This window comes from Lysobacter sp. TAF61 (assembly GCF_052113485.1).
Taxonomy (GTDB): Bacteria; Pseudomonadota; Gammaproteobacteria; order Xanthomonadales; family Xanthomonadaceae; genus Lysobacter_J.
In genome coordinates this window covers 19,649-44,584 of record NZ_JBFRDH010000004.1, presented here as the reverse complement: position 1 = coordinate 44,584, position 24,936 = coordinate 19,649, and the positions used below count along the sequence as shown (strand labels likewise).

The 24,936-nt window shown below is 68.4% G+C and carries 24 protein-coding genes; 11 read left to right on the top strand and 13 right to left on the bottom strand.

Going from position 1 to position 24,936, the window contains the following annotated elements:
• Positions 1-47 precede the first annotated feature (47 nt).
• On the top strand, positions 48-719 hold the full coding sequence (locus AB4Y64_RS10365) for a phosphatase PAP2 family protein (RefSeq protein ID WP_441816379.1): 672 nt from the start codon (positions 48-50) through the stop codon (positions 717-719).
• Positions 720-733: 14 nt separating this feature from the next.
• Here AB4Y64_RS10365 and AB4Y64_RS10360 read toward each other — a convergent pair whose 3' ends face one another.
• Positions 734-1,534: a sulfite exporter TauE/SafE family protein gene (locus tag AB4Y64_RS10360; protein ID WP_441816378.1), complete on the bottom strand. Its 801-nt coding sequence runs from the start codon at positions 1,532-1,534 to the stop codon at positions 734-736.
• Positions 1,535-1,666: 132 nt separating this feature from the next.
• Between AB4Y64_RS10360 and AB4Y64_RS10355 the strand changes: the two genes are divergently transcribed.
• The 3 genes from AB4Y64_RS10355 to AB4Y64_RS10345 all read left to right on the top strand — a co-directional run bounded on the left by AB4Y64_RS10355 (position 1,667) and on the right by AB4Y64_RS10345 (position 5,921).
• Positions 1,667-3,709, top strand: a complete 2,043-nt coding sequence (locus tag AB4Y64_RS10355; protein ID WP_441816670.1) for a transglycosylase SLT domain-containing protein — start codon at positions 1,667-1,669, stop codon at positions 3,707-3,709.
• 26 nt (positions 3,710-3,735) lie between these two features.
• Complete coding sequence (locus AB4Y64_RS10350) at positions 3,736-4,635, top strand: complex I NDUFA9 subunit family protein (protein WP_441816377.1); 900 nt, start codon at positions 3,736-3,738, stop codon at positions 4,633-4,635.
• A 62-nt stretch (positions 4,636-4,697) separates the two neighbouring features.
• Positions 4,698-5,921: a multifunctional CCA addition/repair protein gene (locus AB4Y64_RS10345; RefSeq protein ID WP_441816376.1), complete on the top strand. Its 1,224-nt coding sequence runs from the start codon at positions 4,698-4,700 to the stop codon at positions 5,919-5,921.
• A 120-nt stretch (positions 5,922-6,041) separates the two neighbouring features.
• Here the strand turns inward: AB4Y64_RS10345 and AB4Y64_RS10340 are convergent, their stop codons facing one another.
• The 3 genes from AB4Y64_RS10340 to AB4Y64_RS10330 form a co-directional block, all read right to left on the bottom strand.
• Positions 6,042-8,552: a TonB-dependent receptor plug domain-containing protein gene (locus AB4Y64_RS10340; protein WP_441816375.1), complete on the bottom strand. Its 2,511-nt coding sequence runs from the start codon at positions 8,550-8,552 to the stop codon at positions 6,042-6,044.
• A 147-nt stretch (positions 8,553-8,699) separates the two neighbouring features.
• Positions 8,700-9,098 carry a VanZ family protein gene (locus AB4Y64_RS10335; protein WP_441816374.1) on the bottom strand — a complete coding sequence of 133 codons (399 nt, stop codon included), beginning with the start codon at positions 9,096-9,098 and terminating at the stop codon, positions 8,700-8,702.
• Complete coding sequence (locus tag AB4Y64_RS10330) at positions 9,095-10,273, bottom strand: class I SAM-dependent methyltransferase (protein ID WP_441816373.1); 1,179 nt, start codon at positions 10,271-10,273, stop codon at positions 9,095-9,097. The genes AB4Y64_RS10335 and AB4Y64_RS10330 overlap by 4 nt, the downstream gene beginning before the upstream one ends.
• Before the next feature lie 48 nt (positions 10,274-10,321).
• Between AB4Y64_RS10330 and AB4Y64_RS10325 the strand changes: the two genes are divergently transcribed.
• Positions 10,322-11,062 (top strand): pteridine reductase, encoded by a 741-nt coding sequence (locus tag AB4Y64_RS10325; RefSeq protein ID WP_441816372.1) that lies wholly within the window; start codon positions 10,322-10,324, stop codon positions 11,060-11,062.
• Between the two features lie 42 nt (positions 11,063-11,104).
• Here AB4Y64_RS10325 and AB4Y64_RS10320 read toward each other — a convergent pair whose 3' ends face one another.
• The 4 genes from AB4Y64_RS10320 to tsaD all read right to left on the bottom strand — a co-directional run bounded on the left by AB4Y64_RS10320 (position 11,105) and on the right by tsaD (position 13,989).
• A complete protein-coding gene (locus AB4Y64_RS10320) occupies positions 11,105-11,935 on the bottom strand; it encodes a DUF6159 family protein (RefSeq protein ID WP_441816371.1) in 831 nt (276 codons plus the stop codon).
• Positions 11,936-12,055: 120 nt separating this feature from the next.
• Complete coding sequence (folK, locus tag AB4Y64_RS10315; protein WP_441816370.1) at positions 12,056-12,538, bottom strand: 2-amino-4-hydroxy-6-hydroxymethyldihydropteridine diphosphokinase; 483 nt, start codon at positions 12,536-12,538, stop codon at positions 12,056-12,058.
• Positions 12,539-12,547: 9 nt separating this feature from the next.
• The gene (gene folB / locus AB4Y64_RS10310) at positions 12,548-12,901 is read right to left on the bottom strand and encodes a dihydroneopterin aldolase (RefSeq protein WP_441816369.1); all 354 of its coding nucleotides are present in this window, start codon (positions 12,899-12,901) and stop codon (positions 12,548-12,550) included.
• A gap of 53 nt (positions 12,902-12,954) precedes the next feature.
• Entirely contained in the window at positions 12,955-13,989 is a 1,035-nt protein-coding gene (gene tsaD / locus AB4Y64_RS10305) for a tRNA (adenosine(37)-N6)-threonylcarbamoyltransferase complex transferase subunit TsaD (protein WP_441816368.1), read from the bottom strand.
• Between the two features lie 177 nt (positions 13,990-14,166).
• Between tsaD and rpsU the strand changes: the two genes are divergently transcribed.
• The 5 genes from rpsU to AB4Y64_RS10280 all read left to right on the top strand — a co-directional run bounded on the left by rpsU (position 14,167) and on the right by AB4Y64_RS10280 (position 19,700).
• On the top strand, positions 14,167-14,382 hold the full coding sequence (gene rpsU, locus AB4Y64_RS10300; RefSeq protein ID WP_031371286.1) for a 30S ribosomal protein S21: 216 nt from the start codon (positions 14,167-14,169) through the stop codon (positions 14,380-14,382).
• Between the two features lie 129 nt (positions 14,383-14,511).
• Positions 14,512-14,958, top strand: a complete 447-nt coding sequence (locus tag AB4Y64_RS10295) for a GatB/YqeY domain-containing protein (protein ID WP_441816367.1) — start codon at positions 14,512-14,514, stop codon at positions 14,956-14,958.
• A 187-nt stretch (positions 14,959-15,145) separates the two neighbouring features.
• Complete coding sequence (dnaG, locus tag AB4Y64_RS10290) at positions 15,146-16,942, top strand: DNA primase (RefSeq protein WP_441816366.1); 1,797 nt, start codon at positions 15,146-15,148, stop codon at positions 16,940-16,942.
• A gap of 97 nt (positions 16,943-17,039) precedes the next feature.
• On the top strand, positions 17,040-19,037 hold the full coding sequence (locus AB4Y64_RS10285; protein ID WP_441816365.1) for a prolyl oligopeptidase family serine peptidase: 1,998 nt from the start codon (positions 17,040-17,042) through the stop codon (positions 19,035-19,037).
• Positions 19,038-19,148: 111 nt separating this feature from the next.
• Positions 19,149-19,700, top strand: coding sequence for a hypothetical protein (locus AB4Y64_RS10280; protein ID WP_441816364.1), 552 nt, complete (start codon positions 19,149-19,151; stop codon positions 19,698-19,700).
• Positions 19,701-19,754: 54 nt separating this feature from the next.
• Here the strand turns inward: AB4Y64_RS10280 and AB4Y64_RS10275 are convergent, their stop codons facing one another.
• Genes AB4Y64_RS10275 through AB4Y64_RS10255 form a run of 5 tightly spaced genes read right to left on the bottom strand, consistent with a single transcriptional unit; the run spans position 19,755 to position 24,632 of the window.
• On the bottom strand, positions 19,755-21,086 hold the full coding sequence (locus tag AB4Y64_RS10275) for a Xaa-Pro dipeptidase (protein ID WP_441816363.1): 1,332 nt from the start codon (positions 21,084-21,086) through the stop codon (positions 19,755-19,757).
• Positions 21,087-21,126: 40 nt separating this feature from the next.
• Positions 21,127-22,050 carry a heme o synthase gene (locus AB4Y64_RS10270; RefSeq protein ID WP_441816362.1) on the bottom strand — a complete coding sequence of 308 codons (924 nt, stop codon included), beginning with the start codon at positions 22,048-22,050 and terminating at the stop codon, positions 21,127-21,129.
• Between the two features lie 26 nt (positions 22,051-22,076).
• Entirely contained in the window at positions 22,077-23,270 is a 1,194-nt protein-coding gene (locus AB4Y64_RS10265) for a COX15/CtaA family protein (RefSeq protein WP_441816361.1), read from the bottom strand.
• Between the two features lie 19 nt (positions 23,271-23,289).
• Entirely contained in the window at positions 23,290-23,901 is a 612-nt protein-coding gene (locus AB4Y64_RS10260) for a hypothetical protein (protein WP_441816360.1), read from the bottom strand.
• A gap of 8 nt (positions 23,902-23,909) precedes the next feature.
• Entirely contained in the window at positions 23,910-24,632 is a 723-nt protein-coding gene (locus AB4Y64_RS10255; protein ID WP_441816359.1) for an SURF1 family protein, read from the bottom strand.
• Positions 24,633-24,698: 66 nt separating this feature from the next.
• Between AB4Y64_RS10255 and AB4Y64_RS10250 the strand changes: the two genes are divergently transcribed.
• Positions 24,699-24,917, top strand: a complete 219-nt coding sequence (locus AB4Y64_RS10250) for a twin transmembrane helix small protein (protein WP_441816358.1) — start codon at positions 24,699-24,701, stop codon at positions 24,915-24,917.
• Positions 24,918-24,936: the final 19 nt, after the last annotated feature.

The following is a 24,936-nucleotide window of genomic DNA, read 5'->3' as shown; positions in this document are numbered from 1 at the left end:
GCATCCACCCTCGCGACACGCTGGCGCCTTTGACGGAGATCGGGCGGATGACCAGGTTCGGCACGAAGGTGCATGCGGTGCTGTCGTCAGGTGATCGCAGCGCCATTCGCGCGACGATGATCCTTGCCGTCGTGCTCGTACCGGCGCCGGCGCTGGCCGGCGGGCCGCTGCTGATCGACCACATGGTCACCTACGACGACTCCGGCATCTGGGATCGCAAGTACCAGCAGGCGCTTGCAGTTGGCGCGGCGGTGACGGTCGTCGGTGGCGCGTTCTTCGTCGACAGCGACAGCCGCATGGGCAGGACCTTCGATCAGACGATGGATTCGATCGTGCTGACGGCGGTGACGACGACGGCGATGAAGTATGTGTTCTCGCGCGAACGGCCAAGGGAGAATTCCGATCCAGGCGATTTCTTCGACGGCGCCCCACACCAGAGTTTTCCCAGTGGCGAGGTCGCCGAAATCAGCGCGGTGGTGACGCCCTTCATCATCGAATACCACCACGACCATCCCAGCGTGTACCTGCTGGCGCTGTTGCCGGCCTACGACGCGGTGGCCCGGGTCAAGGTGCACGCGCACTGGCAGAGCGATGTACTCGTCGGCGCGGCCGTCGGAGTCGGCTTCGGCTTCTATGCGCATGGCCGCCAGACCCCGCTGATCATGGGCCTGCTGCCCGACGGCAGCGGCCCGATGGTCACCTACAGCAAGAAGTTCTAGGCGCGGGGCAGCGCTCAGCCGCCGAGCAGCAGGCTCGTGCCGACCAGGGCGAGGAAGGCGGCGAATACCCGTTTGAGCGTGTCTCCGTTGAGACGATGCGCCAGCCGCGTGCCGTACGGCGCGGCCAGCACCGAAGCGGCGGCCACGCCGATCGCGGCTGGCAGGTAGACGTAACCGACCGCGTGCGCCGGCAGTGCACCGGGCGGCGCATGCAGCGCATAGCCGACCGCGCTGGCAAGACCGATCGCGACGCCGCAAGCGGACGACGTGCCGACCGCACGCACGGGCGCGACGCCACGCCAGACCAGCAGCGGCACCGTCATGCTACCGCCACCGATGCCCACCACCGCCGACACGGCGCCGATGCCGAGCCCGGCCGCCGACATCGTTGCGCCGGTCGGCGCCGGCACATCGCCGCTGCCGTTGCCGCGGGCTCGTCCGAACGTGAGCTGCGCGGCGGCGAGGAAGCAGTAGCCGGCGACGACCCAGCGCAGCACGCTGTCGTCGATGCGCACGGCCAGGCCACTGCCGATCCAGCCGCCGAGCAGCAGGCCCGGCACCATCCACGCCACCGTCGGCCACAACACGCTGCCGCGCGCTGCATGCGCGCGCGCCGATGCGGCCGCGGTCAGGACGATGCTCGCCAGCGAGCTGGCCAGCGCGGCATGCATGGCGGCCTCTTTCGGAACGCCCATTCCAGGCAGCAACCATGCCAGTGCCGCCACCAGCACCAGACCGCCGCCAACGCCGAGCAATCCAGCGAGAACACCGGCGACGCAGCCGAGCGAAAGGAAGATGAACAATGCCGTGATCATGTGACTCCCTGGAATTCCGGTGCGCCGAAGCGATCTGCAACAACAACACAGCCTGACTGCATCGCGCGCGACGGCCACGGACGCTTCACAACGCTGGGCTATAGTCCCACGATGCTCCCCCGCCCATTCACAATCGTACTCGTTGCGTGCACCGTGGCGCTCGCCGCGACGGCCTGCGCACAAAGCACCGCAGCTGCGCCGCCGGTGCAGTTGCCGGCGCTGCCCAAGGCCAGCGTCGACCCGCAACTGCCGCGCGTGCGTGCGGCGCTGGAAGCAGCCGAACTCGGCCGCTTCGATGCCGGCCAGTACAGCGACATCGCCCGCCATCCGCTCTACGGCTGGGTCGAGTACGCGAACCTGCGCCGCGATATCGACAATCTTTCCGCCAGCCAGGCGCAGTCGTTCCTGACGCGCTATAGCGGCCAGGCCGTCGCCGATACGTTCCGCGAAGGTTGGCTGGCGGCGGCCGCGCGCCGCCAGGACTGGAGTTCATTCCTGGCCGCGTGGGACGCGAAGATCAAGAACCCGGCATTGCGCTGCGGCGAACTGAGCGCGCGCCTGGCGCAGGGCCGCAGCGACGCCGGATGGACCAGCGACGCACAGGCGATCTGGCGCAGCACCGGCAAATCGCTCCCGGACGAATGCGATGCACCGATGGCGGCGTTGTCTGCACAGGGCGGACTGACCCCGGAGCTGCGCTGGGAACGGATCGACCTCGCCGCTGGCGAATGGCAGCCCGGCGTCATGCGCGCGGCTGCGCGCGGCCTGCCTGCCGACCAGCTGGCGCTGGCCAACGACTACGCCGCCTTCCTCGACGCACCGCACGAGCGTGCCCTGACCTGGCCGAAGACCGCGCGCAGCCGCGCCATCGCCTCGCAAGGGCTGGCGAAGTTCGGCAAGGCTTCGCCGGCGTCGGCCGAAGCCGTGCTGCCGCGCTATGCCGATGCGCTGGGCCTGAGCGACGAAGAGCGTGGCCGCGCGCTGTACCAGATCGCGCTGTGGTCGGTGGCCTCCTACGAACCGGACTCGGCGCGGCGCCTCAACGCCGTGCCCGAGGCGGCCTATGACGAGCGCCTGCACGAGTGGCGAGTACGCGAGGCCATGGCGCGCTCGGACTGGTCGGCGGCGCTGGCGGCGATCAACAAGATGGGCGCCAAGCAGCGCAGCGACACGCGCTGGATGTATTTCGAGGCGCGCCTGAACGAACGCGCCGGCAACAAGTCCAGCGCCGACCGCCTGTTTCGCGAAGCAGCGAAGAAGCCCGACTTCCATGGTTTCCTCGCCGCCGACAAGCTCGACCTGCCGTATGCGGTCTGCCCCTGGCTGCCCAACGACAGCGCCTCGGCGCAGGCGGCGATCGCGCGCGATCCGGCGATCGTGCGGGCGATGGCGCTGTTCCAGATCGACCGCGTCGGCTGGGCCGTGCGCGAATGGGACGATGCGCTGTCGCGCTTCAATGACGAGCAGCGCCGCATCGCGGTGGAGGTGGCGCAGGGCAACGGCTGGTTCGACCGCGCGGTGTTCGCGCTCGGCAAGGGCAAGCCGGACGAACTGCGCCTGTACGGCCTGCGCTTCCCGCTGCACCACGAAGCCACGATCCGGCGCGAGGCCCAGAGCAACCGTCTCGATCCGGCCTGGGTCGCGGCCGAGATCCGTGCCGAGAGCGTGTTCTACCCACGCGCGCGTTCCAGCGCCAATGCCATGGGCCTGATGCAGATCCTGCCGGGCACCGGCGCCGGCGTCGCCAGCCGCATCGGCCAGCCGTGGAGCGGCGCCGAAAGCCTGTACGACCCGGACACCAACATCATTCTCGGCACCGCCTACCTTCGCGAACTGCTCGACAAGTACGGCGGCCAGCCCTACCAGGTCATCGCCGGATACAACGCCGGTCCGTCGCCGCTGTCGCGCTGGCAGTCGCAGCGGCCGGGCATGGACCCGGACTTCTGGATCGAGACGATCAGCTACAAGGAAACCCGCGAGTACGTCGCCCGCGTGCTTGCCTTCAGCGTGTTCTACGACTGGCGCCTCAACGGCGACGCGGCCCGGGTCAGCGACCGCATGCGCGGACGCGTCGACGGCGCACGCACGCAGTTCGTCTGCCCACAGCCGGCAACACCTGCCGCGGATGTGCCCGCGCCACGCGCCGCCCAACCCAGGCGCCCATCACAGCGCTGAAAGCGCCAGGACCTTAAACTCGCGGCATGGCACAACGTCATGTCGTCGTCCTGGGTGGGTCCGGTTTTGTCGGCCGGCATCTCGTCGCGCGCCTGTTGCAGGGTGGCGATCGCGTCACCGTGCTCAGTCGCGGCGTCGATCCCGGCAAGCGCGCCATGCGCCCGCAGGGCGCGAGCCTGATCGAGGGCGATGTCGGCGACCGCGCATTCCTCTCCGCGGTGCTCGACGACGCCGACGCGGTGGTCAACCTGATCGGCATCCTCAACGAGAAGGGCGACCGCGGCGACGGTTTCGAACACGTTTTCGTCGGCATCACCGAATCGCTGATCGCCGCGATGAAGGACATGGGCGTGCGCCGCCTGCTGCAGATGAGCGCGCTCAACGCCGGCCACGGCGAAAGCCATTACCTGCAGTCGCGCGGCCGCGCCGAACAGCGCGTGCGTGCGTCCGGCCTGGACTGGACGCTGTTCCGGCCCTCGGTCATCGCCGGTCCTGGCGACGGCCTGTTCTGCCGCTTCGACGCCCTGCTGCGGCTGACTCCCGTGCTTCCGATCGGCCGCGCCGACGCCCGTTTCCAGCCGGTCTGGGTGGGCGACGTGGTCGAGGCGTTTGCGCGCGCGCTCGACGACCGCCGCAGCATCGGCGACAGCTACGACCTGGTCGGCCCGGACGTGATGTCGCTGCGTCGCATCGTCCACCTGGCAGCGCGCGGGCGCGGCCGCTACCGCGTGGTGCTTGGCCTGCCGCAGACGCTGGGCCGGATGCAGGCCGGCATCGGCGAGTTCATTCCCGGCAAGCCCATTAGCCGCGACAACTGGCGCTCGCTGCAGCTCGACTCGGTGAGCTTCGAGGATGGCTTGCGCAGGCTCGGCATCACGCCGACGACGATCGAGCCCCGGCTGCCGGAAATCCTGGCGGGTTGCTGAGGCCGTCGCCCCGCGCGCGCGGGCGCAATTCCCCCAAGATTCCCGCATGTAAGATCCCCCGCATGAAGACCTATCTCGTCGGCGGCGCCGTCCGCGACCGCCTGCTTGGCCTGCCGCCTGGCGACCGCGACTGGGTCGTGGTCGGTGAAACGCAGGCGTCGATGGAGGCGGCAGGGTTCCGCGCGGTCGGCCTCGACTTTCCGGTGTTCCTGCACCCCGACACCGGCGAGGAGTACGCGCTCGCCCGCACCGAGCGCAAGAGCGGCCGCGGTTACCGCGGCTTCGTCGTCGATGCCGACCCGTCGGTGACGCTGGAGCAGGATCTGCAACGGCGCGACTTCACCATCAACGCCATTGCCGAGGACGAGCAAGGACACCTGGTGGACCCCTATGGCGGCGTGCGCGACATCGAGGCGCGCGTCTTGCGCCATGTCGGCCCGGCCTTCGCCGAGGATCCGTTGCGGGTGTTGCGCGCGGGACGCTTCATGGCCCGTTTCGCGCCGATGGGCTTTGCCATTGCGCCGGAGACGATGGCGCTGATGCGGACGATGGTGGCGTCCGGCGAGCTGTCGGCGCTGGTTCCCGAGCGTGTGTGGAAGGAACTGCGCCGCGCCATCACCTGCCCGGCGCCTTCGGCCTTCCTGCGCACCCTGCATGACGCCGGCGCGCTCGCCGCGGTGTTGCCGGAAGTCGACGCGCTGTATGGCGTGCCACAGCGCGCGCAGTTCCACCCCGAAGTCGACACCGGCGTCCATGCCGAACTGGTCTGCGACATGGCCGCGCGGCTCGCACCGGGTGACGAGCTGATCGGCTTCGCCGCGCTTACCCATGACCTGGGCAAGGCGCTGACGCCAGCCGATGTGCTGCCCAGGCACGTCGGCCATGAGCACGCCGGTCTCACACCGCTGAAGGTCCTGTGCGAGCGCCTCAAGGTTCCAACCGAGCACCGCCAGCTGGCCGAAGCCGTGTGCCGCGAACACCTCAACGTGCACCGCTTCGACGAACTGAAGGCGAAGACCGTGTACGAGCTGATCGCGCGATGCGATGGCTTCCGCAAGCCCGCGCGCATCGCCCAGATCGCCACTGCCTGCGAGGCCGACAAGCGCGGCCGTACCGGGCACGAGGACGATGACTACCCGCAAGGGCGGGCGCTGTGCGCAGCCCATGCGGCGGCGATGAAAATCCGCGCCGACGAGGTGGCCGCAGGGTTGAGCGGTCCGGCCGTGGGCGAGGCGATGCAGAAGGCGCGGATCGAGGCGATCGCGCAGGTAACCGGAAAGCGCTGAGGCCACAAAAAGCAACGCCGGACGACCTCCCCGTCGCCCGGCGTTTCTCTCCCCTTTCGGTCCGGTCTCGTCCGCGTGCGCTGCCGGCCCTGCGGGACAGGGCCGGCGCGCCGCTACCGCCTAGAAGCGATAGTCGAAGCGGACGTAGTAGCTGCCACCGTTCATTCCGAACGGCATCGTTTCCCAACCGTACTTGAACCCGAGCTGCGGGAACGGTGCACCGGTCACAGGATCCCACTTGTCCGGGTACTGGTCGAAGATGTTGTTGCCGCCGACGGTGACCGCCATGGCGTCGTTGATGGCGTAGCGGACCTGCGCGTCGAACAGCCACTTGCCGCCCCAGGTCTGCTTGATGCCCGGCGTGAAGCCTTCACCGGCGACCGAGCCGTAGTAGTTGGCACGACCGGTCCACTGCCATGCACCGTTCTCCCAGATGCCCTGGAACACATGGTGCGCACCGGGCTGCCCCTCTTCGAGCAGCGTCACCTGGGTGTCGTCGAACAGCTGCGTCGGCGACAGGATCGGCGACTGCGAGCGGCGTGCACGCACCTCGGTGTCGTTGAAGTGGACCAGCGCGGTCAGGTTGAGCGTGCTGCCGCCGGCGAAGGTGGTGTTGTGGTTGACCGTCAGGTCGACGCCCTGGGTGCGCGTGTCGATGGCGTTGGTGAAGAACAGCACCTGGCCGACGCCGATCGGATCGAGGATGGCGTGGATCGGGCAGTTGCTGTTGTCGGCCGCGCACGCGTTGCCGTCGGTGCCGACCGACTCGGGCGCGATGTTGCTGGAGAAGATGATGCGGTCGTCGATGTCGATCTGGAAGATGTCCAGGCTCACCGACAGGCGATCGCTGGGCTGCCAGACGAAGCCCAGCGTGCCGCTGGTCGAGGTCTCTTCCTGCAGCGGCTCGATGCCGAACGCGCGGGTGACGTCGCTGTCCTGGCGCGCGGTGAGGGTGTCGGTCAGGATGCCGTCGGAGTTGAGGTTGGTCGAACGCTGGCTGTAGAACAGCTGCTGCACGCCGGGGGCGCGGAAGCCGGTGGACAGCGTGCCGCGCACGGCGAAGGTCTCGGTGGCGTCGAAGCGCGCCGACAGCTTGCCGGTGGTGGTGTTGCCGAAGTCCGAGTAGTCCTCGAAACGCACCGCCGCGCCGAGCAGGAATTTCTCGCTCAGGTTGGTTTCGGCATCGAGATAGACCGCCCAGCTGTCGCGTCCGTCATCGACCGCTTCGGTCGGCGAGAAGCCCGGGAAGCCCTGCATGCCCGGCTGCGCGATGTCGCCGGTCTGGCCGACGATCACCACGCTGCGATCGTTGTTGCGGCCGTACGTGTACGACACCGGATCGCCCGGACGGATCTTGTAATCGTCCTGGCGCCATTCCAGGCCGGTCGACAGGTACAGCGGTGTGCCGCCGATGCCATCGACATAACCGCTGAAGTCGAGGTTGAACGTGGTCTGGTCCGATTGCAGCTCGCCGGTGTCGGCGCGCGTCGGCGAGGCGCCGTAGATCGCGCTGTTCGGATCGGCCGGGTTGATCGGCTCGTACCACCAGCTGACGTTGACCGAATTGCCTTCCTCGAAACCGAACTTGTTGCGCGCGGTCACCACCGACACGTCCCAATCCCAGCGGTCGTTGATGGGCTGCTTGAAGCCGACCGCGATCGATGCGTCCTCGACCGTGGTCAGGATGTTGGGCAGGAAGCCATCGGGGTAGAGGTCCGGCACGGTGCGGTTGTCGCCGGCGCTGCGGAAGAAGCCCGACGAATCGCCCTCACGCTTGGACCAGCCGCCGAAGACGTACAACTCGCCGCCGGCCAGCGGCAGGCCGCTGTTGAACCACAGGTAGTAGTCCTTGGCATCGGCATCGCCCAGGCGCTGGGTCACGCGCGGCGGATCCACGCGCAGGCTGTCGGGGCCGGCGCGGTTGGTCTCGTTGCGGTTGCGCGCTTCGGCCGACAGGTTGAGGAAGCCGTCGCCGCCGAGCTTGAAGCCGGTGTTGACCGAACCGTGCAGCATCTCGCCATCGCCGGCGTAGTACTGCGAGCCTTCCACCGAGAGGTCGGTGTGGTCGGTCTGTTCCTTGAGGATGATGTTGATCACGCCGGAGATGGCGTCGGAGCCGTACTGCGCCGCAGCGCCGTCACGCAGCACTTCGACGCGCTCGATCGCCGACACCGGGATCGAGTTGATGTCGGTGCCGGCCGAACCGCGGCCGATGGTCTGCTGCACGTTGACCAGCGCCTGCTGGTGGCGGCGCTTGCCGTTGACCAGCACCAGCACCTGGTCCGGACCCAGCGCGCGCAGCGTCGCCGGGCGCAGGATGTCGGTACCGTCGCTGACGAAGGTGCGGGAGAAATTGAACGACGGCTCCAGCATCTGCAGGATCTGGCCGAGCTCCATCGCGCCGGTGGCGTTGAGCTCTTCCTTGCCGATGATGTCGACCGGTGCGGCCGTGTCCTCGGCGGTGCGGCCGCGCACGCGCGAGCCGGTGACCTGGATGCGGTCGAGGGTGGTGGCCTCGGAGCGGACCTGGGCCGCGGTGGGATCCTGGGCCAGTACGGTGGAGCTGAAAAGACTGGCGGCCAGACTGGCCGTGACAGCCAGGGCCAAGCGATTGCGGGTAATGGCAGGCATCGGTGGTTCCTTCACTCAGGGTGGGCGGACTCCCCCTGTTGAGCCCACCCCGAGCTTTAACCATCTCTTAACCTTTGCGCAATACCTGCACTCGCTTTGCCGTGTGTGCCGTGATGGCGATTTTGTCGCCATTTGACGGCGGTCACATTATCGAAACCGCGCCTCCAGCCATTGCAGACCCCGCGAAACCGGGGTCGCGGCCAGGATCAGCCCGGCCAGCACACCCAGCGAGTTGGCCAGTGCGTCGGCCGAGTCGGCCTGGCGCGAAGTGGTCAGGGCGCCCTGGGCGATCTCCAGTCCGACGCCCAGGGCAATCAGCCCGGCTGCCATCAGCGCCTGCGGTCGCCGGCGCTCGATCAGCATCACCCCGTAGGCGCTCAGGATCAGATAGGAGAAGAAGTGCTCGAACTTGTCGATGCCGTCGAACGCAGGCGGTGGCAGGTCGGAGGCCGCCACCAGCGAGGTCACGATGACCGCAGCGATCATCAGCAGCCACAGGCCCAGCCACAGGCGCGGCCAGCGCAGTTCCCTCAGCAGCGGCGTCACAGGCGGAAGCTCAGGTCGCCGACGAGGAACGCCGCGCCGAACTCGACGCCCTTCTCGAAGCCCATCACCTGGAACCGTTCGCCCATCTCGCTGGGCAGGGTCAGGCGCTTGACCTCCTGGGTGCGGCGCAGGCGTTCGCCCTCGTCGGCGATCCGCTCGATGCGTTCGAGCACGCCGGCCAGGCCGTTGCCGAGCAGGAAGCTGGCCTGCGAGCAGTAGCCGGCGAAGTCGAAACCGGCCGAGACGCCGGCCTCGGCCAGGGCGGTGAAATCGACCGACGCGGTCAGGTCCTGCAGCCCCGGCCACAGCAGCGGCTCGTTGTGCATGCGGTGGCGGTAGAACGCGCGCAGGGTGCCGTCGTCGCGGTCGGCCTGGTAGTACTCGCTGCGGACGTAGCCGTAGTCGACGAACAGCATCGCGCCGCTGCGCATGCCGCCCGATACCGCCTGCACCCAGTAAGGCAGCTGCGGCAGTGTCTCGGATCGGTAACCCTGGGCGAACTCGCGGCCAAGGTTGCGTTCGAGGTGACGCACCGCGTTGCCGAGGAAGGCATCGGCCGGGCGCAGCACGCGCACCAGCTCGCCGGCTTCGATCGCGACATGCTCCTCGTAGACCTCGCCGGCCTCCATGGCGAAGCGCGGCGTCGGCAAGGCATCGATGACTTCGTTGGCGAACAGCACCCCGTCCCAGTCATCGCCGAACGGCGCATCGAGCCATTCGACCAGCTCGAACAGCGGCGGGGTGAGCCGCTGCTGCAACCGCTCGCGCTGGCGTTCGCGCAGTTCCGCGCTGGGTTCGAGGATGGCGTAGCGGTCGGGCAACGCGTCCAGCTCCATCAACCGCTTGAGCGCGACCTCGGCGAAGGCGCCGGTGCCGCCGCCCAGCTCGAGGAAGCGCGCGCCGGCGCCGAGCTGCTGCATCACTGGGGCGACGCTGTCGGCCACGCAGGCGGCGAAGATCGGGCCGATCTCCGGGGCGGTGACGAAGTCGCCGCTTTCGCCGAACTTGCTGGCGCCCGCGCTGTAGTAGCCCAGGCCCGGCGCATACAGCGCCAGCTCCATGAAGCGCGAGAACGCGATGGCGCCGCCGTTGTCGGCGATCTGGGCGCGGATGACCGCATCAAGGCGGGCGCTGTGGGCCAGCGCGTCCGCATCGGGGGGAGGGAGTGACGACATGGCGGGATTATCCCCGACCGGGCCGCGAGATAGGTGAGAATCGCCACCATGCCAGCCCACCGCCCCGTCGCCCTGATCACCGGCAGCGCCAAGCGCATCGGCGCGCAGATCGCGCGCACCCTGCACGACGCCGGGTACGACCTCGCCCTGCACTACCGCGATTCGCGCGAGCAGGCCCAGGCGCTGGCAGCCGAGCTCGAAGCCGCCCGCGCCGGCAGCACCGTGCTGCTGCAGGCCGACCTGGGTGAGTACGACCGGCTGCCGGAACTGGTCGCGCACACCATCGGCCGCTTCGGCCGCCTCGATGCGCTGGTCAACAATGCCTCCAGTTTCACGCCGACGCCGATCGGCACGGCCACGCCGCAGCAGTGGGAGCAGTTGTTCGCCAGCAATGCGCGCGCGCCGTTCTTCCTGGCCCAGGCGGCGGCGCCGCACCTGCGCGCGGCGCAGGGCGCGGTGGTCAACCTCACCGACATCTATGGCGAACGCCCGCTGCGCGGACACGCGCTGTACTGCATGGCGAAGGCGGCGCTGCTGATGATGACGAAGGCGCTGGCGCTCGAGCTTGCGCCGGATGTACGCGTCAACGCGGTGTCGCCGGGTGCGATCCTGTGGCCGGAGGAGTCGGCCAATGCGGCCGCGCAGGAGGCCATGCTCGGCCGCACGCCGATGGGCCGCACCGGCACGCCGGGCGAAGTCGCCGAGGCCGTTCGCTGGCTGTTGATGGATGCGCGCTACAGCACCGGACAGGTGCTGCACCTGGATGGCGGCAGGCTGCTGAACGCCTGACACCCCTCCCCGGCCACGAACGTGGCCAGGGAGAGGGGAGACTTACTTCGTCGCGAACGCCTGCTCCAGACGCAGGTTCTGGAATTCCGGCGGCGCCTCGCCCTGCGTCGCGTAGCGGTACAGCGCGGCCGAGTAGATGCCACCCAGTGCCGCCTGGTAGACGCCCAGCAGCAGCAACGCGATCACGAACACGATCACCACCGCGACCGCCAGGTACATCGACAGTTGCGCGGCGACGAAGGCGATCAGCGCGCCGACCAGGCCGACGCCGACCATGATCAGGCTGAAGGCCAGGCCGATGCCGACGTTGCCGATGGCGTTCTCGCCCCAGGTGTGGCGCAGCAGGCTCGCGCTCTTCTTGAGCGCCTCGACCGGACCGATCTCCTCGCTGACCAGCACCGGCGCAACCAGGAAGGTCGCCAGCGTCCAGGCCGCACCCAGGCCACTGCCGAGCAGGCGAACGAGGAAGTTGTTTTCCTTGTTGCGCAGCGCCTGCAGCAACATGCCGACCGTCGCTGCGATCGCGGCGTAGCCGAGGATCGCCGGCAGGCGCGCCTTGGCGGCGTTGATGCCGTCGGCCAGCGTCGGATCGCCACCTTCCAGCCGGATCATCGCCGCGCCAACCAGAGCGCAGTTGAAGAAGATGATCACCGTGTACTGGCAGAAGTAGAAGATGAACATCCAGACCATGCCGGTCACGCCGAATCCATGCTGGAAGATGCGCCAGCCCAGCATCGGCACCATGAACGTCGCCAGCACCACCAGCGTGGCCAGCGCCGACACGATCGGGAACACCATCAGTTCCTTGTCCGAACGCAGCACCGCCGCGCTCGCCTTCACCAGCTCCCAACTGCGCGAGAACTTCTCGAACATCGCAATCCCCTTGCTGATCCCCCATGGACCGAGAGCGCATCCTCGGGCCGCGCGGCGGCAAGGGCAAGTGGCATGGCGATCAAACCCTGACGGCCAACCCATTCCAGACACCCGGGAACCCTAGATGCCCACCGACTCCCATTGCGCCCCATGCTCCGGGTGCGCCGCCCACAGTTGCGCGAGCGTCTGGCCGGTCCCGGGCACGGCCACATCCGGCGCGATCTCCGCCAGCGGCCGCAGCACGAATGCATGCTTCAGCTCAGGCCGCGGAATGCGCAGGTTGCCGGCGCCTTCGAGCACGCGGTCGTCGAACAGCACGATGTCGATGTCGAGCGTGCGGTCGCCATAACGCGGACCGCTGCGGTCGCGGCCGTGGCGGTCTTCCAGATCGTGCAGCCAGGTGTTGAGCGCCGACGGCTCCAGATCGGTCTCGATGATCGCCGCGGCGTTGAAGAAGTCGGGCCCGTCGAACCCGACTGCGCGGGTGCGATACACCGCCGACAGCACGACGTCGCCGAAGCGTCCGCGCAGCGCCGTCACGGCCGCGCGCAGGTGGCGGATGGCATCGACGTTGCTGCCAAGACTCAGGTAGGCATGGCTCATGCGCGCGGTTCAGCCCGCCGAACGTTCGATCGACACACCGACCGCGCGCGCCCCGCGCACCGCGCCGGGCTTGCTGAGCTTGAGCCGCACCTGCTTCACGCCGAACTCTTCCAGGATGATCGACGCGACGCGCTCGGCCAGCGTCTCGACCAGGCCGAAGTCGGAATTCGACACGTAGTCGACGATGCGCTTGCTGACCGCCTTGTAGTTGAGCGTGTCCTCGATGGCATCGCTGGCCGCGGGGATGCGGTTATCGAAGGCCATCTCGATGTCGAACACCAGCGGCTGGCGGATCCGCCGCTCCCAGTCGTAGATGCCGATCAGCGCCTCGATCTCGAGGCCTTCGATGAAGACGTGGTCCATGGGGGCGATGGCCGGTACGAAGTCAGGGGTGGGGAATGTAGCGTTGTCGGCGGTTACGGAGAACCCACCACGTCCAGGGTCGCCATGTCCCACCGCGGCGTCACCCGCACCGCCAGGTCGCCATGCTGCCCGGCCCGCAGCCTCAGGGCGCCGGCGAAGGCGATCATCGCGCCGTTGTCGGTGCAGAACGCCGGCCGCGGGAAGCTGACCCGACCGCCGCGCTTGTTCGCCATTTCCTCCAGCCGCGCGCGCAGGCGCTTGTTGGCGCCGACACCACCGGCGACCACCAGCGTCCCGCAATCGGCCGCGTCCAGCGCACGCCCGCATTTGATTGCAAGCGTCTCGACCACCGCGTCCTCGAAGCCGCGGGCGATGTCGGCGCGGGTCTGGTCGGACTGGTCGCTGTCGCGCCAGGCCAGCAGCACCTGGGTCTTGAGGCCGCTGAAGCTGAAGTCGAGCCCGGGCCGGTCGGTCATCGGCCGGGAAAACCTGAACGCCCCCGGCCGGCCCTGCTCGGCCAGTGCGGCCAGCTGCGGCCCACCCGGGTACGGCAGGCCCATCAGCTTGGCGGTCTTGTCGAAGGCCTCGCCGGCGGCGTCGTCCAGGGTCTCGCCGAGCAGGCGGTACTGGCCGATCGCCTCGACGTGGATGAGCTGGGTATGGCCGCCTGATACCAATAGCGCCACGAACGGCGGCTCCGGCCGACCGCGCGCGGGGTCGTCTTCCAGCAGCGGCGCCAGCAGGTGGCCTTCCATGTGGTGGACGCCGATGGCCGGCACGTCCAGCGCCCAGGCCATCGAGCGGGCCACACCGGCGCCGACCAGCAGGGCCCCGACCAGGCCGGGACCGGCGGTGTAGGCGACGCCGTCGATGTCGGAGGTGGCCAGGCCGGCCTCCGACAGGGTCTGGCGGACCAGCGGCAGCAGCTTGCGGACGTGGTCGCGGCTGGCCAGCTCGGGCACCACCCCGCCGTACTCGGCGTGCAGGGCGATCTGGCTGTACAAAGCGTGCGCGCGCAGGCCGGTGTCGGTGTCATAAACGGCCACACCGGTCTCGTCGCAGCTGGTTTCGATGCCTAGGACTTTCAAGGGACGGGTTCCGGGGGAGAGGAGCGTGCCGGCAGCGCCAATAGACGCGGTTCCGGCCTGGAATCAAGGACCTGTGCCCTTGATGGGGGAACCATGTTGCACCTTCAAGGCGGCCATCGCTATAATGCGCGGCTCTTCCCCGGCCTGCCCGGGCCGGTTCCCGAAACGAGATTACGTATGCCCAGCGTCAAAGTCCGCGAAAACGAGCCTTTTGAGTTTGCTCTGCGTCGCTTCAAGCGCACCTGTGAGAAGGCCGGCGTCCTCGCCGAGACCCGCAAGCGCGAGTTTTACGAGAAGCCGACCCAGGAACGCAAGCGCAAGGCCGCCGCAGCGGTGAAGCGTCAGGCCCGTCGCGCCTCGCGCGATGTGACCAAGCGTCAGCGCCTGTACTGATCGCCCCAACGGGCCCCGCGCAGCGCGCGGACCCGTCCTCGAGCGCATCACACAAGCCGGCCGCGCCCATGCGCCGCCGGCTTTTTGTGTTTCCGTGTTTTTAACTTTGCCGTGCCAGGGAGCAGCCCGATGAGCCTCAAGACGCGACTCACCGATGACATGAAGGCCGCGATGAAGAGCGGCGACAAGCAAAGCCTGGGCGTGATCCGCCTGATCAACGCCGCCATCAAGCAGCGCGAAGTCGACGAGCGCATCGAGCTCGACGACATCGCCGTGATTGCCGTGCTCGACAAGATGGTCAAGCAGCGCCGCGACTCGGTCAGCCAGTACGAGGCGGCCAACCGCGAGGACCTGGCCCAGGTCGAGCGCGATGAGATCGTGGTGATCGAGCGCTATGTGCCGGCCAAGATGGGCGAGGCCGAGATCCTGGCCGCCATCGACGCAGCCATCGCCGAGACCGGCGCGACGGGCCCGGCCGACATGGGCAAGCTGATGGGTCCGCTGAAGGCCAAGCTGGCCGGCCAGGCCGACATGGGCCAGGTGTCGGTGCTGGTGAAGAAGCGCCTGGCGGGCTGATTACCCACCTCCCGCCCCCGCCCGCGGGTGGGCGGCCGGAAAACCCCGTTCGCCCTGAGCGTAGCGCCGACGGCGCGTAGTCGAAGGGCCGCCCACATGGCAGCCCCTTCGACTTCGCTGCGCTACGCTCAGGCCGAACGGGTTTACCCACCTCCCGCACCAGCGCAGGACGCGGTACAAAGCTCCGATGGCCCGCATCCCCGACGCATTCATCGACGACCTGCTCGCCCGCGCCGACATCGTCGAGCTGATCGGGTCGCGCGTGCCGTTGAAGCGCCAGGGCAAGGAGTACTCGGCGCGCTGCCCGTTCCATGACGAGCGCTCGCCCAGCTTCACGGTCTCGCCGACCAAGCAGTTCTATCACTGCTTCGGCTGCGGCGCGCACGGCACCGCGATCAGCTTCCTGATGAACTACGACCGCCTCGAGTTCCTCGACGCGGTCGAAGAGCTGGCCAAGCGCACCGGCATGGAAGTGCCGCGCGATACGCAGCAACGCAACGTCAATCCCGACAGCATCGACCTTTACGCCGCAGTTGAAGCGGCGTCGAAGTTTTTCCAGAAGCAGCTCGCCGGCAGCGCCAAGGCGCAGGCCTATCTCGACGGCCGCAACGTCAGCGCCGCCATCCGTGAGCAGTTCGGTATCGGCTACGCACCCGACGGCTTCAACGCGCTGCGCGATGCGCTCGGCACCGATCCGCGGCGGATGTCGCTGCTCGAACGCGCCGGCCTGTTCTCGAAGAACGACAGCGGCCGCATCTACGACAAGTTCCGCGACCGGGTGATGTTCCCGATCCTCGACCGGCGCGGTCGCACGATCGCGTTCGGCGGTCGCGTGCTCAACGCCCCCAGTGACGGCAAGGACGCCGGCCCCAAGTACCTCAATTCGCCCGAGACCGCGCTGTTCCACAAGGGACGCGAGCTCTACGGCCTGTGGCAGGTGCGCCAGGCGCACAACAAGATCGACAAGCTGATCGTCGTCGAAGGCTACATGGACGTCGTCGCGCTGTTCGAGCACGGCGTCGATTGCGCCGTGGCGACACTGGGCACCGCGACCACGCCCGACCACGCCGAGCTGCTGTTCCGCAACGCACCGGACGTTTACTTCTGCTTCGACGGCGACCGCGCCGGCCGCGGTGCGGCGTGGAAAGCCGTGGAGTCGGTGCTGCCGCGCATGAAGGACGGCCGCCAGGCGTTCTTCCTGTTCCTGCCCGACGGCGAGGACCCCGATTCGCTGGTGCGCAAGGAAGGGCGCGACGGTTTCGAAGTGCGCCTGCGCGAGGCCACGCCGCTGTCGCAGTTCTTCTTCGACTCGCTGTCCAGCGACGTCAACCTGGGCACGCTGGAAGGCCGCGGCCGCCTGGCCGAACGCGCCAAGCCACTGCTCGCGCAGATTCCAGACGGCGCCTTCGGCGACCTGATGAAGCAGCGCCTGACCGAGCTCACCGGCGTCGGCGCGCGCGCCAACAGCCCGGAGTCCACTGCGCAGCGTCCGCAGCGACCGGCCACGCCGACAGCCAACAAGCCGTCGCTGGTGCGCAGCGCCATCACGTTGTTGCTGCAGCAACCGGCCATCGCGCTGGCGGTGCCGTCGTCGCTGCATTTCGCCTCGCTCGACCAGCCTGGCGTCGGCCTGCTGGTGGAACTGGTCGAACTCGTGCACGAGCGCCCCGACATTTCGACCGGCCTGATCCTCGAACACTTCGCCGACCGCAGCGAAGCGCCGGCGCTGACCAAGCTGGCCACCGCGCGCGCAGTGGAGACCACGGCTGCGACGCCGCTCGATGCCCGCGTGCTCGACAATGCCGACAAACGCCAGCAGGCGTTCCTGGACTCGATCGGCCGGCTGGAGGAGCAGGCGATCCAGCAGCGCATCGAGGCATTGCAGTCGCGCCGCACCTCCGAACTGGACGAGGCCGAGAAACACGAGATGCGCGAACTGCTGAGCCTGCGCGCCAGCCGGGCGCGGGCGATCCCGCGCGGCTGACGCCGACGCCCCACCGCGTGACTTCCGACCCGGCCGCGCAAAGGCGACCCGGGCTAAGCTCGGCACCATCGTCCGAAGTCACCGGGGAGTCCAGAAGATGCCACTGCACCGCAGCCTTGCGTTGTCGATCCTTGCGCTCGCCAGCATGCCTGCCCTGTCGGCAACGCCGGCCGCAGCGCCCGCGCGCGAACACGTCGGCAACCGCACCAGTGAGAACATCCCGGCCATTCCGCCGGCGCTGGTGGACCAGCTCAACCGCTACCAGAACACGCGCGGCGCGGTCTTTGCCGGCTGGAGCGGCAGCTGCATGCTGGTCAGCACGCGCTTTGCCGAAACCGCGCAGGCGCACCGCGTCTGCCAGCCGCTGGGGATGCGCGAGCAGCTGACGTTCTATCCCGAGCCGCTGGCCGAGATCGAAACCGCGCCGGCGGCGTCGAAGCTCGACGGCTTCGTGTTCGGCAAGGACGTGGGCGGCAACGAGTTCTGGCAGCTGCACTGGTTCGACCTGAAGACGCGCAACACCACGCTGCTCAGCGACGGCAAGGCGCGTAACCAGGGCCCACTGTTCGCCCATGACGGCAGCCGCTTCGCCTGGAGCAGCACCGCGCGCAACGGCAAGGACACCGACCTGTGGGTGATGGATTTCGCCACGAAGAAGTCGCGCGCGCTGGTCACTGAAGGCGGCCAGTGGAACGCGATGGACTTCTCGCCCGACGGCAAGCGCCTGCTGGTGATGAAGTATGTGTCGGCCGCCGAGGCCTATCCCGGCGTGGTCGATGTCGACAGCGGCAAGCTGGAGATGTTCCCGGTCGATGGCGGCAAGGCGTCGTTCAAGGCCTTCAAGTTCGCGCCCGACGGCAAGTCGGTGTACTTCATCTCCAACGAGCCCGTCCATACCGATGAAGGCGTGGGCACGGCGCAGGAGTTCCACAGCCTGCGCTTCCACAATCCTGCAAGCGGCAAGGTGGAAGTGCTGACCGCCAACACGCCGTGGGACGTCGAGGACCTGGAGATCGCCGATGACGGCCGCCATCTGGCCTACACCACCAACGAGGACGGTATCTACAAGCTGCACGTGCTCGCCCTTCCCTCGCACAAGCCGGTGAAGCTGCCGGAGCTGCCGATCGGGCTGGTCGTGAACCTGGGCTTCTCGCCCGACGGCAAGCGCCTGGCCGTGACGATGAACTCGGCAGCTTCGCCCAACGACGTGCACGTGATCGACCTGGGCAAGGCGTCGATCACGCGCTGGACGCAGAGTGAGGTCGGCGGCCTGGACCCGGCGAAGTTCGTCGCCCCGACGCTGGTCCACTACCAGACCTTCGACACCGTCGACGGCAAGCCGCGCATGATCCCGGCGTTCTACTACCGCCCGGCCAACGTGCCGGCCGGCAAGCGCATCCCGGTGGTGATCAACATTCACGGCGGCCCGGAAGGCCAGTCGTTGCCGACCTTCAACCCGACCGCGCAGTTCCTTGCCAATGAACTGGGCGTGGCAATGCTGTTGCCGAACGTGCGCGGCTCGGAAGGCTACGGCAAGACCTACCTCGACCTGGACAACGCCGACAAGCGCGAGGACTCGGTCAAGGACATCGGCGCCCTGCTCGACTGGGTCGGCCAGCAACCCGAGCTCGACGCCCAGCGCGTGGGCGTGTTCGGCGGCAGCTACGGCGGCTACATGGTGCTGTCGTCGCTGATGCACTACAGCGACCGCATCAAGGCCGGTATCGACGTCGTCGGCATCTCCCACTTCGGCACGTTCCTGAAGAACACCGAGAGCTACCGCCGCGACCTGCGCCGGGCCGAGTACGGCGACGAGCGCGACCCGAAGATGGCGCAGGTGTTCGAGCAGATCTCGCCGCTCAACCACGCCGACCGCATCCGCTCCAAGCTGTTCGTCGCCCAGGGCAAGAACGACCCGCGCGTGCCCTACAGCGAGGCCGAGCAGATCGTGAAGGCGGTTCGCGGCAACGGCCAGCCGGTCTGGTACCTGCTGTTCGACGACGAGGGCCATGGCTTCCGGAAGAAGAGCAACGTCGACTACTTCGGTGCCGCCTCGATCCTGTTCTGGCAGCAGAACCTGATCGGCGGGCAGTGACCGGATTCATGAACGAGTTGTGATTCATCAAGCCGGGTCGACGTCGCCAGACGTTGACCCGGTCGCGACACGCACGCGCCTACGCTGGCCACATCCGATGGAGTTGTGGCCATGCGCGTCCTCTGGTTGACCGTTCCCCTGTTTAGCCTTCTGGTCGCCGCATGCGCAGAGCATTCAGGCACGACGACCGAAGTCGCCCTGGCGCCGCCGCCGCCGGTAAGTGAGCACCAGCGCGCCGAAACCGCGCTGGGCAAGTTCCTCGCCTCACGCAGCATCCGCGAGATGCCCGCGCACCGCGACGCCAGTGCCGACCTCGACGGCGACGGCATAGACGACCTGTTGATGCTGCTCGATGACCAGAACTGGTGCGACGCCGGCGGCTGCACGCTGCTGGTGTTCCGCGGCGGCGCCGACGGCTACAAGCTGGTGGGCGAATCAGCGTCGACTCGCGCCCCGATCGCCGTGGCCGACCGCAGCAATCGCGGCTGGCGCGACCTGCTGGTGACGGTCGGCGGCGACGGCGAGTCCGGCGTGGTCGCGATGGAGTTCGACGGCACGCGTTATCCGGCCGACCCGACCATGGGCGCGCTGCTGGATCCGTCGCGACTGGTGTCGGCCAAGCCCCTGATCATCGCGCCCGGCGCCGCAGTCGCGGCGCACTAGCCAGGCGGTCAGTCCCCGGCCCGGTGCGCGCAATGCGCGCCCGGGCTCCGTGGATCAGGGTGCCGGCGCTTCCTTGACCACCACGCCGCCCTTCATCACGAACGGCACCGACTCCAGCAGCGACACGTTCTGCAGCGGGTCACCGGAGACGGCGATCATGTCGGCCCAGCGATTGGCCTCGATCACGCCGACGTCGTCGCGACCCAGCGCCTGCGACGCATTGACCGTCGCCGCCTGGATCGCCTGCACCGGCGTCATGCCATAGCGCACCATCACCGCGAACTGGCGGCCGTTGTAACCGTGCGGATACACGCCCGCGTCGGTGCCGTAGATCATCTTCACGCCGGCCTTGTTGGCCTTGCGGAAGTTCTCGCGCTGGATGTCGGCCACTTCGCGGTCCTTGCGCAGGTTGTCCTCCAGCACGCCGTTTTTCTTGCCTTCGGCCTGGGTGTAGTCGGTGTTGTAGATGTCCATCGACAACCAGGCGCCGCGCTCGCGGGCGAGGCGGATGCCTTCGTCGTCGATCAGGCTGGCGTGCTCGATGGTGTCGATGCCGGCGCGGATAGCGTCCTTGATGCCGGCCGCGCCGTGCGCGTGCGCGGCGACCTTGAGGCCCCACTGGTGCGCCTCGTCGGCCACGGCCTTCATGTCATCGAAGCTCATCTGCTGCTGGCCCGGCTCGGTGTTGCGCGAGAACACGCCGCCGGTCGCGCAGATCTTGATCACCTGGGCGCCGTACTTGCGCAGTTCGCGCACGCGCTTGCGCGCCTCGGCCGGGCTGTCGGCGTTGAATTCGCTGTGCTGGTCCATCGACGGCGGGAAGAAGGTCGAGTCGCAGTGGCCGCCGGTGGCGCCGAAAGCGTAGGCAGCGGTGACCACGCGCGGGCCGATGACCTTGCCCTCCTCGATCGCCTGGCGCAGGCCGACGTCGTTCCAGGCATCAGAACCGACATTGCGCACGGTGGTGAAGCCGGCCATCAGCGTGCTCTGCGCATGCGGCACGGTCAGGATGGACCAGAAGCGGTCGTTGAACTGCAGGCCGGTGTAACCGCCGTAGCTCGGGTCGCTGTCGAGGTGCACATGCATGTCGATCAGGCCCGGCAGCAGGGTCATGCCCGGCAGGTCGATGCGGTGCGCCCCGGCCGGCGCGGCGTCGCCGGCGTGGCCGACCGAGACGACGCGGCCGTCGTGGATCAGCACCTGCGGGCTTTCCACATAGTGGCCGCTGCGCGCGTCGAACAGGCGCTGCGCGGTCACCACCACGTCGCCCTTGCCTTCGGCGGGCTGGCCCGGGGTGACGGGCTGGGCCGGCGCGGCGCCGGCAAAGGCCAATGCAACAAACAGCGAGGACAACGACAGGGTCAGGCGGTCTCGCTGCTTCAGCATGGGCGCGTCCAGTGGATTGGTGGTTCGGGTGGTTGGACCCTCAGCTTAGCGGCTGCAGCTCCATTGCGGCAGCCGGCTGCAGGAGCGGCAGCAGCCAGTGGTCGAGCAGCAGGAAGGCGAACAGCGCCATCAGGTAGACGATGGAGTAGTTGAAGACCTTCATCGCGTACAGCTCGTCGGGCGGGTCCATCAGCTTCCAGGCATAGCCCAGGAACACCAAGCCCAGCACCAGCGCGCCGCCCAGGTAGAACAGCCCGCTCATGCCCGCCACCCACGGCAGCACCGTCACGGCGACCAGCAGCACGGTGTAGAACAGGATCTGCCAGCGCGTGTATTCCACGCCGTGGGTGACCGGCAGCATCGGCACCATCGCGCGGGCGTAGTCGGCGCGGCGGAAGATCGCCAGCGCCCAGAAGTGCGGCGGCGTCCAGACGAAGATGATCAGCACCAGCAGCAGTGCATGCGGCCAGTCCCACTCGCCGCGCATGCCGGTGATCGAGGCCCAGCCCAGCAGCGGCGGCGCCGCGCCGGCGATGCCGCCGATCACGATGTTCTGCGGCGTGGCGCGCTTGAGGAACACGGTGTAGACCACCGCGTAGCCGATCAGCGAGGCGAAGGTCAGCAGCGCGGTGATCGTGTTGACCCACACCACCAGGATGGTCATCGACAGCGCGGCCAGGATCAGCGCGAACACCAGCGCCTGGGTCGGTGTGATCTGCCCGGCGACGATCGGGCGCCACGAGGTGCGCGCCATCTTGGCGTCGATGCGCGAGTCCAGCAGCTGGTTGATCGCCGCCGCACTCGACGCCGCCAGCCAGATGCCGAGGAAGCCGAGCACCGACTCCTTCAGCGGCGGCAGGCCCGGCACCGCCAGGAACATGCCGACGATCGCGGTGAACACGATCAGCGCGACCACGCGCGGCTTGGTCAGGTCCCAGTACTGCTTGACGGTGCCGTGCGGCATGGGAGCTTGTGACTTGGGGGCGGCCATCACGGCTCCGGCGTGCGCAGGCGCGCGAGCAGCGAGACCAGTACGAACAGCAGTAGTACCGCGCCGGCGTTGTGCAGCACGGCCACGGTCAGCGGCAGGCCGAGCTTGACGTTGCCGATGCCCAGTGCGACCTGTGCCAGCGTCAGCAGGCCCAGCAGCGTTGCCCAACCGCGCATGCCCGGTGTGCGGACCAGCTTGAGCGCCAGCCACATCAGGTAGACGAACACGACCAGCGCCATCGTCCGGTGTGCTAGCTGGATGGCAATGCGTGCCTCGCCGTCGAGGATGCCGCCCTCGTAGTCGACGCCAATCCCGCGCCAGAGCACGAACGCTTCGCGGAAGTCGTGTGCCGGCATCCATTGGCCGACACACTTCGGGAAATCATTGCCGCACGCGAGCGCGGCGTAGTTCGCGCTGGTCCAGCCACCCAGCGCGATCTGCACGCCAAGCAGGACGATGCCGGCGATCACCAGCCTGCGCACCGTCACCGCTTCCGCCAGGCGGATCGGCAGGTCGGTCGCCCGCCACGCCATCCACAGCAACAGCGAGAACGTCAGCAGGCCGCCGAGCAGGTGTCCCATCACCACGATGGGCTTGAGCAGCCACGTCACCGTCCACATCCCGAGCAGGGCCTGGAAGATGATCACCGCCAGGGTGATCACGGCGACGCGGGCGAGGTCGAGGTTGCTCCAGCGCAGCGCGGCAAACAGCAGGATCGCCTCGCCGGCGATTGCCAGGACCGAGGCGGCAACGTGTTCGCCGTGCATGTAAAGCGGAATGCCGATGGCGACCAGCGCCGCGGCGGCCAGCACCTGCGCGGTGCCGTAGCGGCGCTTGCGCGCGGCCAGCAGCGCCAGGGTCAGCACCAGCAGGCCCAGGGCGCCGGCGATCATGCGGTGGAACTGTTCGCGCCAGGCCTTGTGCACTTCGACCGGACGGATCGCGGTGGCGGCGTGGTCGGTGATCTCGTGCGCGACGGTCGGCCACGCGGCTCGGCCGTAGCAGGTCGGCCAGTCCGGGCAGCTCAGGCCGGCATTGGACAGGCGCACGAACGCGCCGAACACGATCACGCCCAGGGCGAGCGCGACGGCGAGCCAGGCAATGCGATGGAAATGTCGGTAGGTCGCCGGTCGAAACTGCGCCGCTCGCGGAGCGCGGTTGTCTGCAGGCTTGTGGTCCACGGCTTGGTTCATGGTTGGCGTCTAGGTGAGATCACTTCAGCTTGAGCAGCTTGGCGACATCGGCGCGCAGCCCTGCCGGATCGAAGCCGGGAGGGTAACGCAGAATGACGAAGCCGTACGGATCGACGACGTAGACGGGCAGTTCGCCGTCCTTGCCGGGCACGCGCTCGTCCAGTCGCGGCATGCCCGCGCGCAGGCGCGGATCGGGCTGGAGCAGTTTCAGCGTGGCCGGCACCGGCGCGCCCTTGGGCCATGCGCAGGTGGTCGTCGCACAGGCCCACAGCACGTGCACGTCGTCCGCATCCTTGCCGAATGTCTGCCACACCGTGTCGACGTCGTGGGCAACCTTGCGGCACTTGGCGTCGCACTCGACGGGCGCCGCGACCACGATCCGCCAGGTGCGCTCACCGCTCTTCCATACGTACTCGCCGCCGTCGAGCAGGCGCGGCGACAGCGCACGCAGGTCGCCCGGCGGCTGCAGCAACTCGCCGTGGTTCTTGCTGCCCTGCGGACGCCAGCCGGAGAAGCGCAGCAGTCCCGCCACCAGCATGGTGCCGAAGAACAGGCCGAAGATCAGCAGGAGCAGCACGCGGTTGCGCTTGCGCTGGTGATCGTCGTGCGGATGGTGGGGGGTGTCTTGCATGTTCTGCCTCAGGCCACGCGGCGCTTGCGGAAAGTCAGGATCAGGGCGGTGACCAGCACGGCCAGGGCCAGCGCGAACCACTGGACGGCGTAGCCGCGGTGTTGCTGCGGCGGCAAGGTGTTGGCCAGCAGTGCCAGGTCGCGCTCGTATCCGATCTTCATGGCCGGATCCAGGCGCAGCACACGCGGCGCCAACGGCGCCGGGAGGCCCGTGGCCTTTGCAATCGCCGCCAGGTCGACGCGGGTCATCAGCCACGCCTCGTGATCGCGTCCGAGTGCCGGCCCCAGCGCCAGCCCGGTCGACGGCGGCGGCGCCAGCAGGCCGCGCAGTTGCAGCGTGCCTTCCGGCCGCGGAACCTGCGGCAGCTTGCGATCTCCGCCGAGCGGCAGCCAGCCCAGGTCGACCAGCAACGGACCGCCCTGCGCGGGCACGAAGACCCGGTAGGCGCGAACGCCGGCGCGGCCGTTGCGCTGCTGGTTGTCGAGCAACAGCGCGTCGCGCGCGTCGAACTGGCCGCTGCCCGTGGCCCAGTCGTAGGTGTGGGCGCGCGCGGCATCGCCGGCAGCGGCGAGCGACTGCGGATCGCGGCGCTGCAGCACCTTCGCGGCGGCGTCGAGCATCGCCTCCTTCTCGACGGCGCGATGGGTCTGCCACAGGCCCAGGCGGACGAACAGCGCGATCACCAGCGCCGCCAGGATCCAGCCGACAACGAGGTTGCGGCGCCTGCTCACGCGCTGGCACCGTGCGGCTGCAATAATGAACGCCTCGCCCTGCCATGGAGCCGACTGGAGGCCGCCATGAACGATTCGCTCAAGACCCTGGTGGTCATTGCCTTCCTGATCGTCATTCTCTGGAACCTGGGCGCCGGCCTCTACTACATGCTCGTGGACAAGGGCGAGAGCAAGCGCACCGTCAATGCGCTGACCCGCCGCATCGCGCTGTCCATCGCGCTGATACTGCTGGTGGTGCTGGCCAACTACATGGGCTGGATCAAGTTCCACGGCGTCAGCAACTGACGCCGCGCGAACGACTCAA

Bases quoted from the DNA above. Each gene is read 5' to 3' on its own strand.
- AB4Y64_RS10265 (WP_441816361.1), bottom strand. From the start codon at position 23,270: ATGAACCAAGCCGTGGACCACAAGCCTGCAGACAACCGCGCTCCGCGA.
- AB4Y64_RS10360 (WP_441816378.1), bottom strand. From the start codon at position 1,534: ATGATCACGGCATTGTTCATCTTCCTTTCGCTCGGCTGCGTCGCCGGT.
- rpsU (WP_031371286.1), top strand. From the start codon at position 14,167: ATGCCCAGCGTCAAAGTCCGCGAAAACGAGCCTTTTGAGTTTGCTCTG.
- AB4Y64_RS10320 (WP_441816371.1), bottom strand. From the start codon at position 11,935: ATGTTCGAGAAGTTCTCGCGCAGTTGGGAGCTGGTGAAGGCGAGCGCG.
- AB4Y64_RS10330 (WP_441816373.1), bottom strand. From the start codon at position 10,273: ATGTCGTCACTCCCTCCCCCCGATGCGGACGCGCTGGCCCACAGCGCC.
- AB4Y64_RS10350 (WP_441816377.1), top strand. From the start codon at position 3,736: ATGGCACAACGTCATGTCGTCGTCCTGGGTGGGTCCGGTTTTGTCGGC.
- dnaG (WP_441816366.1), top strand. From the start codon at position 15,146: ATGGCCCGCATCCCCGACGCATTCATCGACGACCTGCTCGCCCGCGCC.
- AB4Y64_RS10365 (WP_441816379.1), top strand. From the start codon at position 48: ATGACCAGGTTCGGCACGAAGGTGCATGCGGTGCTGTCGTCAGGTGAT.
- AB4Y64_RS10285 (WP_441816365.1), top strand. From the start codon at position 17,040: ATGCCACTGCACCGCAGCCTTGCGTTGTCGATCCTTGCGCTCGCCAGC.
- AB4Y64_RS10295 (WP_441816367.1), top strand. From the start codon at position 14,512: ATGAGCCTCAAGACGCGACTCACCGATGACATGAAGGCCGCGATGAAG.
- folB (WP_441816369.1), bottom strand. From the start codon at position 12,901: ATGGACCACGTCTTCATCGAAGGCCTCGAGATCGAGGCGCTGATCGGC.
- AB4Y64_RS10275 (WP_441816363.1), bottom strand. From the start codon at position 21,086: ATGCTGAAGCAGCGAGACCGCCTGACCCTGTCGTTGTCCTCGCTGTTT.
- AB4Y64_RS10340 (WP_441816375.1), bottom strand. From the start codon at position 8,552: ATGCCTGCCATTACCCGCAATCGCTTGGCCCTGGCTGTCACGGCCAGT.
- AB4Y64_RS10250 (WP_441816358.1), top strand. From the start codon at position 24,699: ATGAACGATTCGCTCAAGACCCTGGTGGTCATTGCCTTCCTGATCGTC.
- folK (WP_441816370.1), bottom strand. From the start codon at position 12,538: ATGAGCCATGCCTACCTGAGTCTTGGCAGCAACGTCGATGCCATCCGC.
- AB4Y64_RS10325 (WP_441816372.1), top strand. From the start codon at position 10,322: ATGCCAGCCCACCGCCCCGTCGCCCTGATCACCGGCAGCGCCAAGCGC.
- AB4Y64_RS10345 (WP_441816376.1), top strand. From the start codon at position 4,698: ATGAAGACCTATCTCGTCGGCGGCGCCGTCCGCGACCGCCTGCTTGGC.
- AB4Y64_RS10270 (WP_441816362.1), bottom strand. From the start codon at position 22,050: ATGCCGCACGGCACCGTCAAGCAGTACTGGGACCTGACCAAGCCGCGC.
- AB4Y64_RS10260 (WP_441816360.1), bottom strand. From the start codon at position 23,901: ATGCAAGACACCCCCCACCATCCGCACGACGATCACCAGCGCAAGCGC.
- AB4Y64_RS10280 (WP_441816364.1), top strand. From the start codon at position 19,149: ATGCGCGTCCTCTGGTTGACCGTTCCCCTGTTTAGCCTTCTGGTCGCC.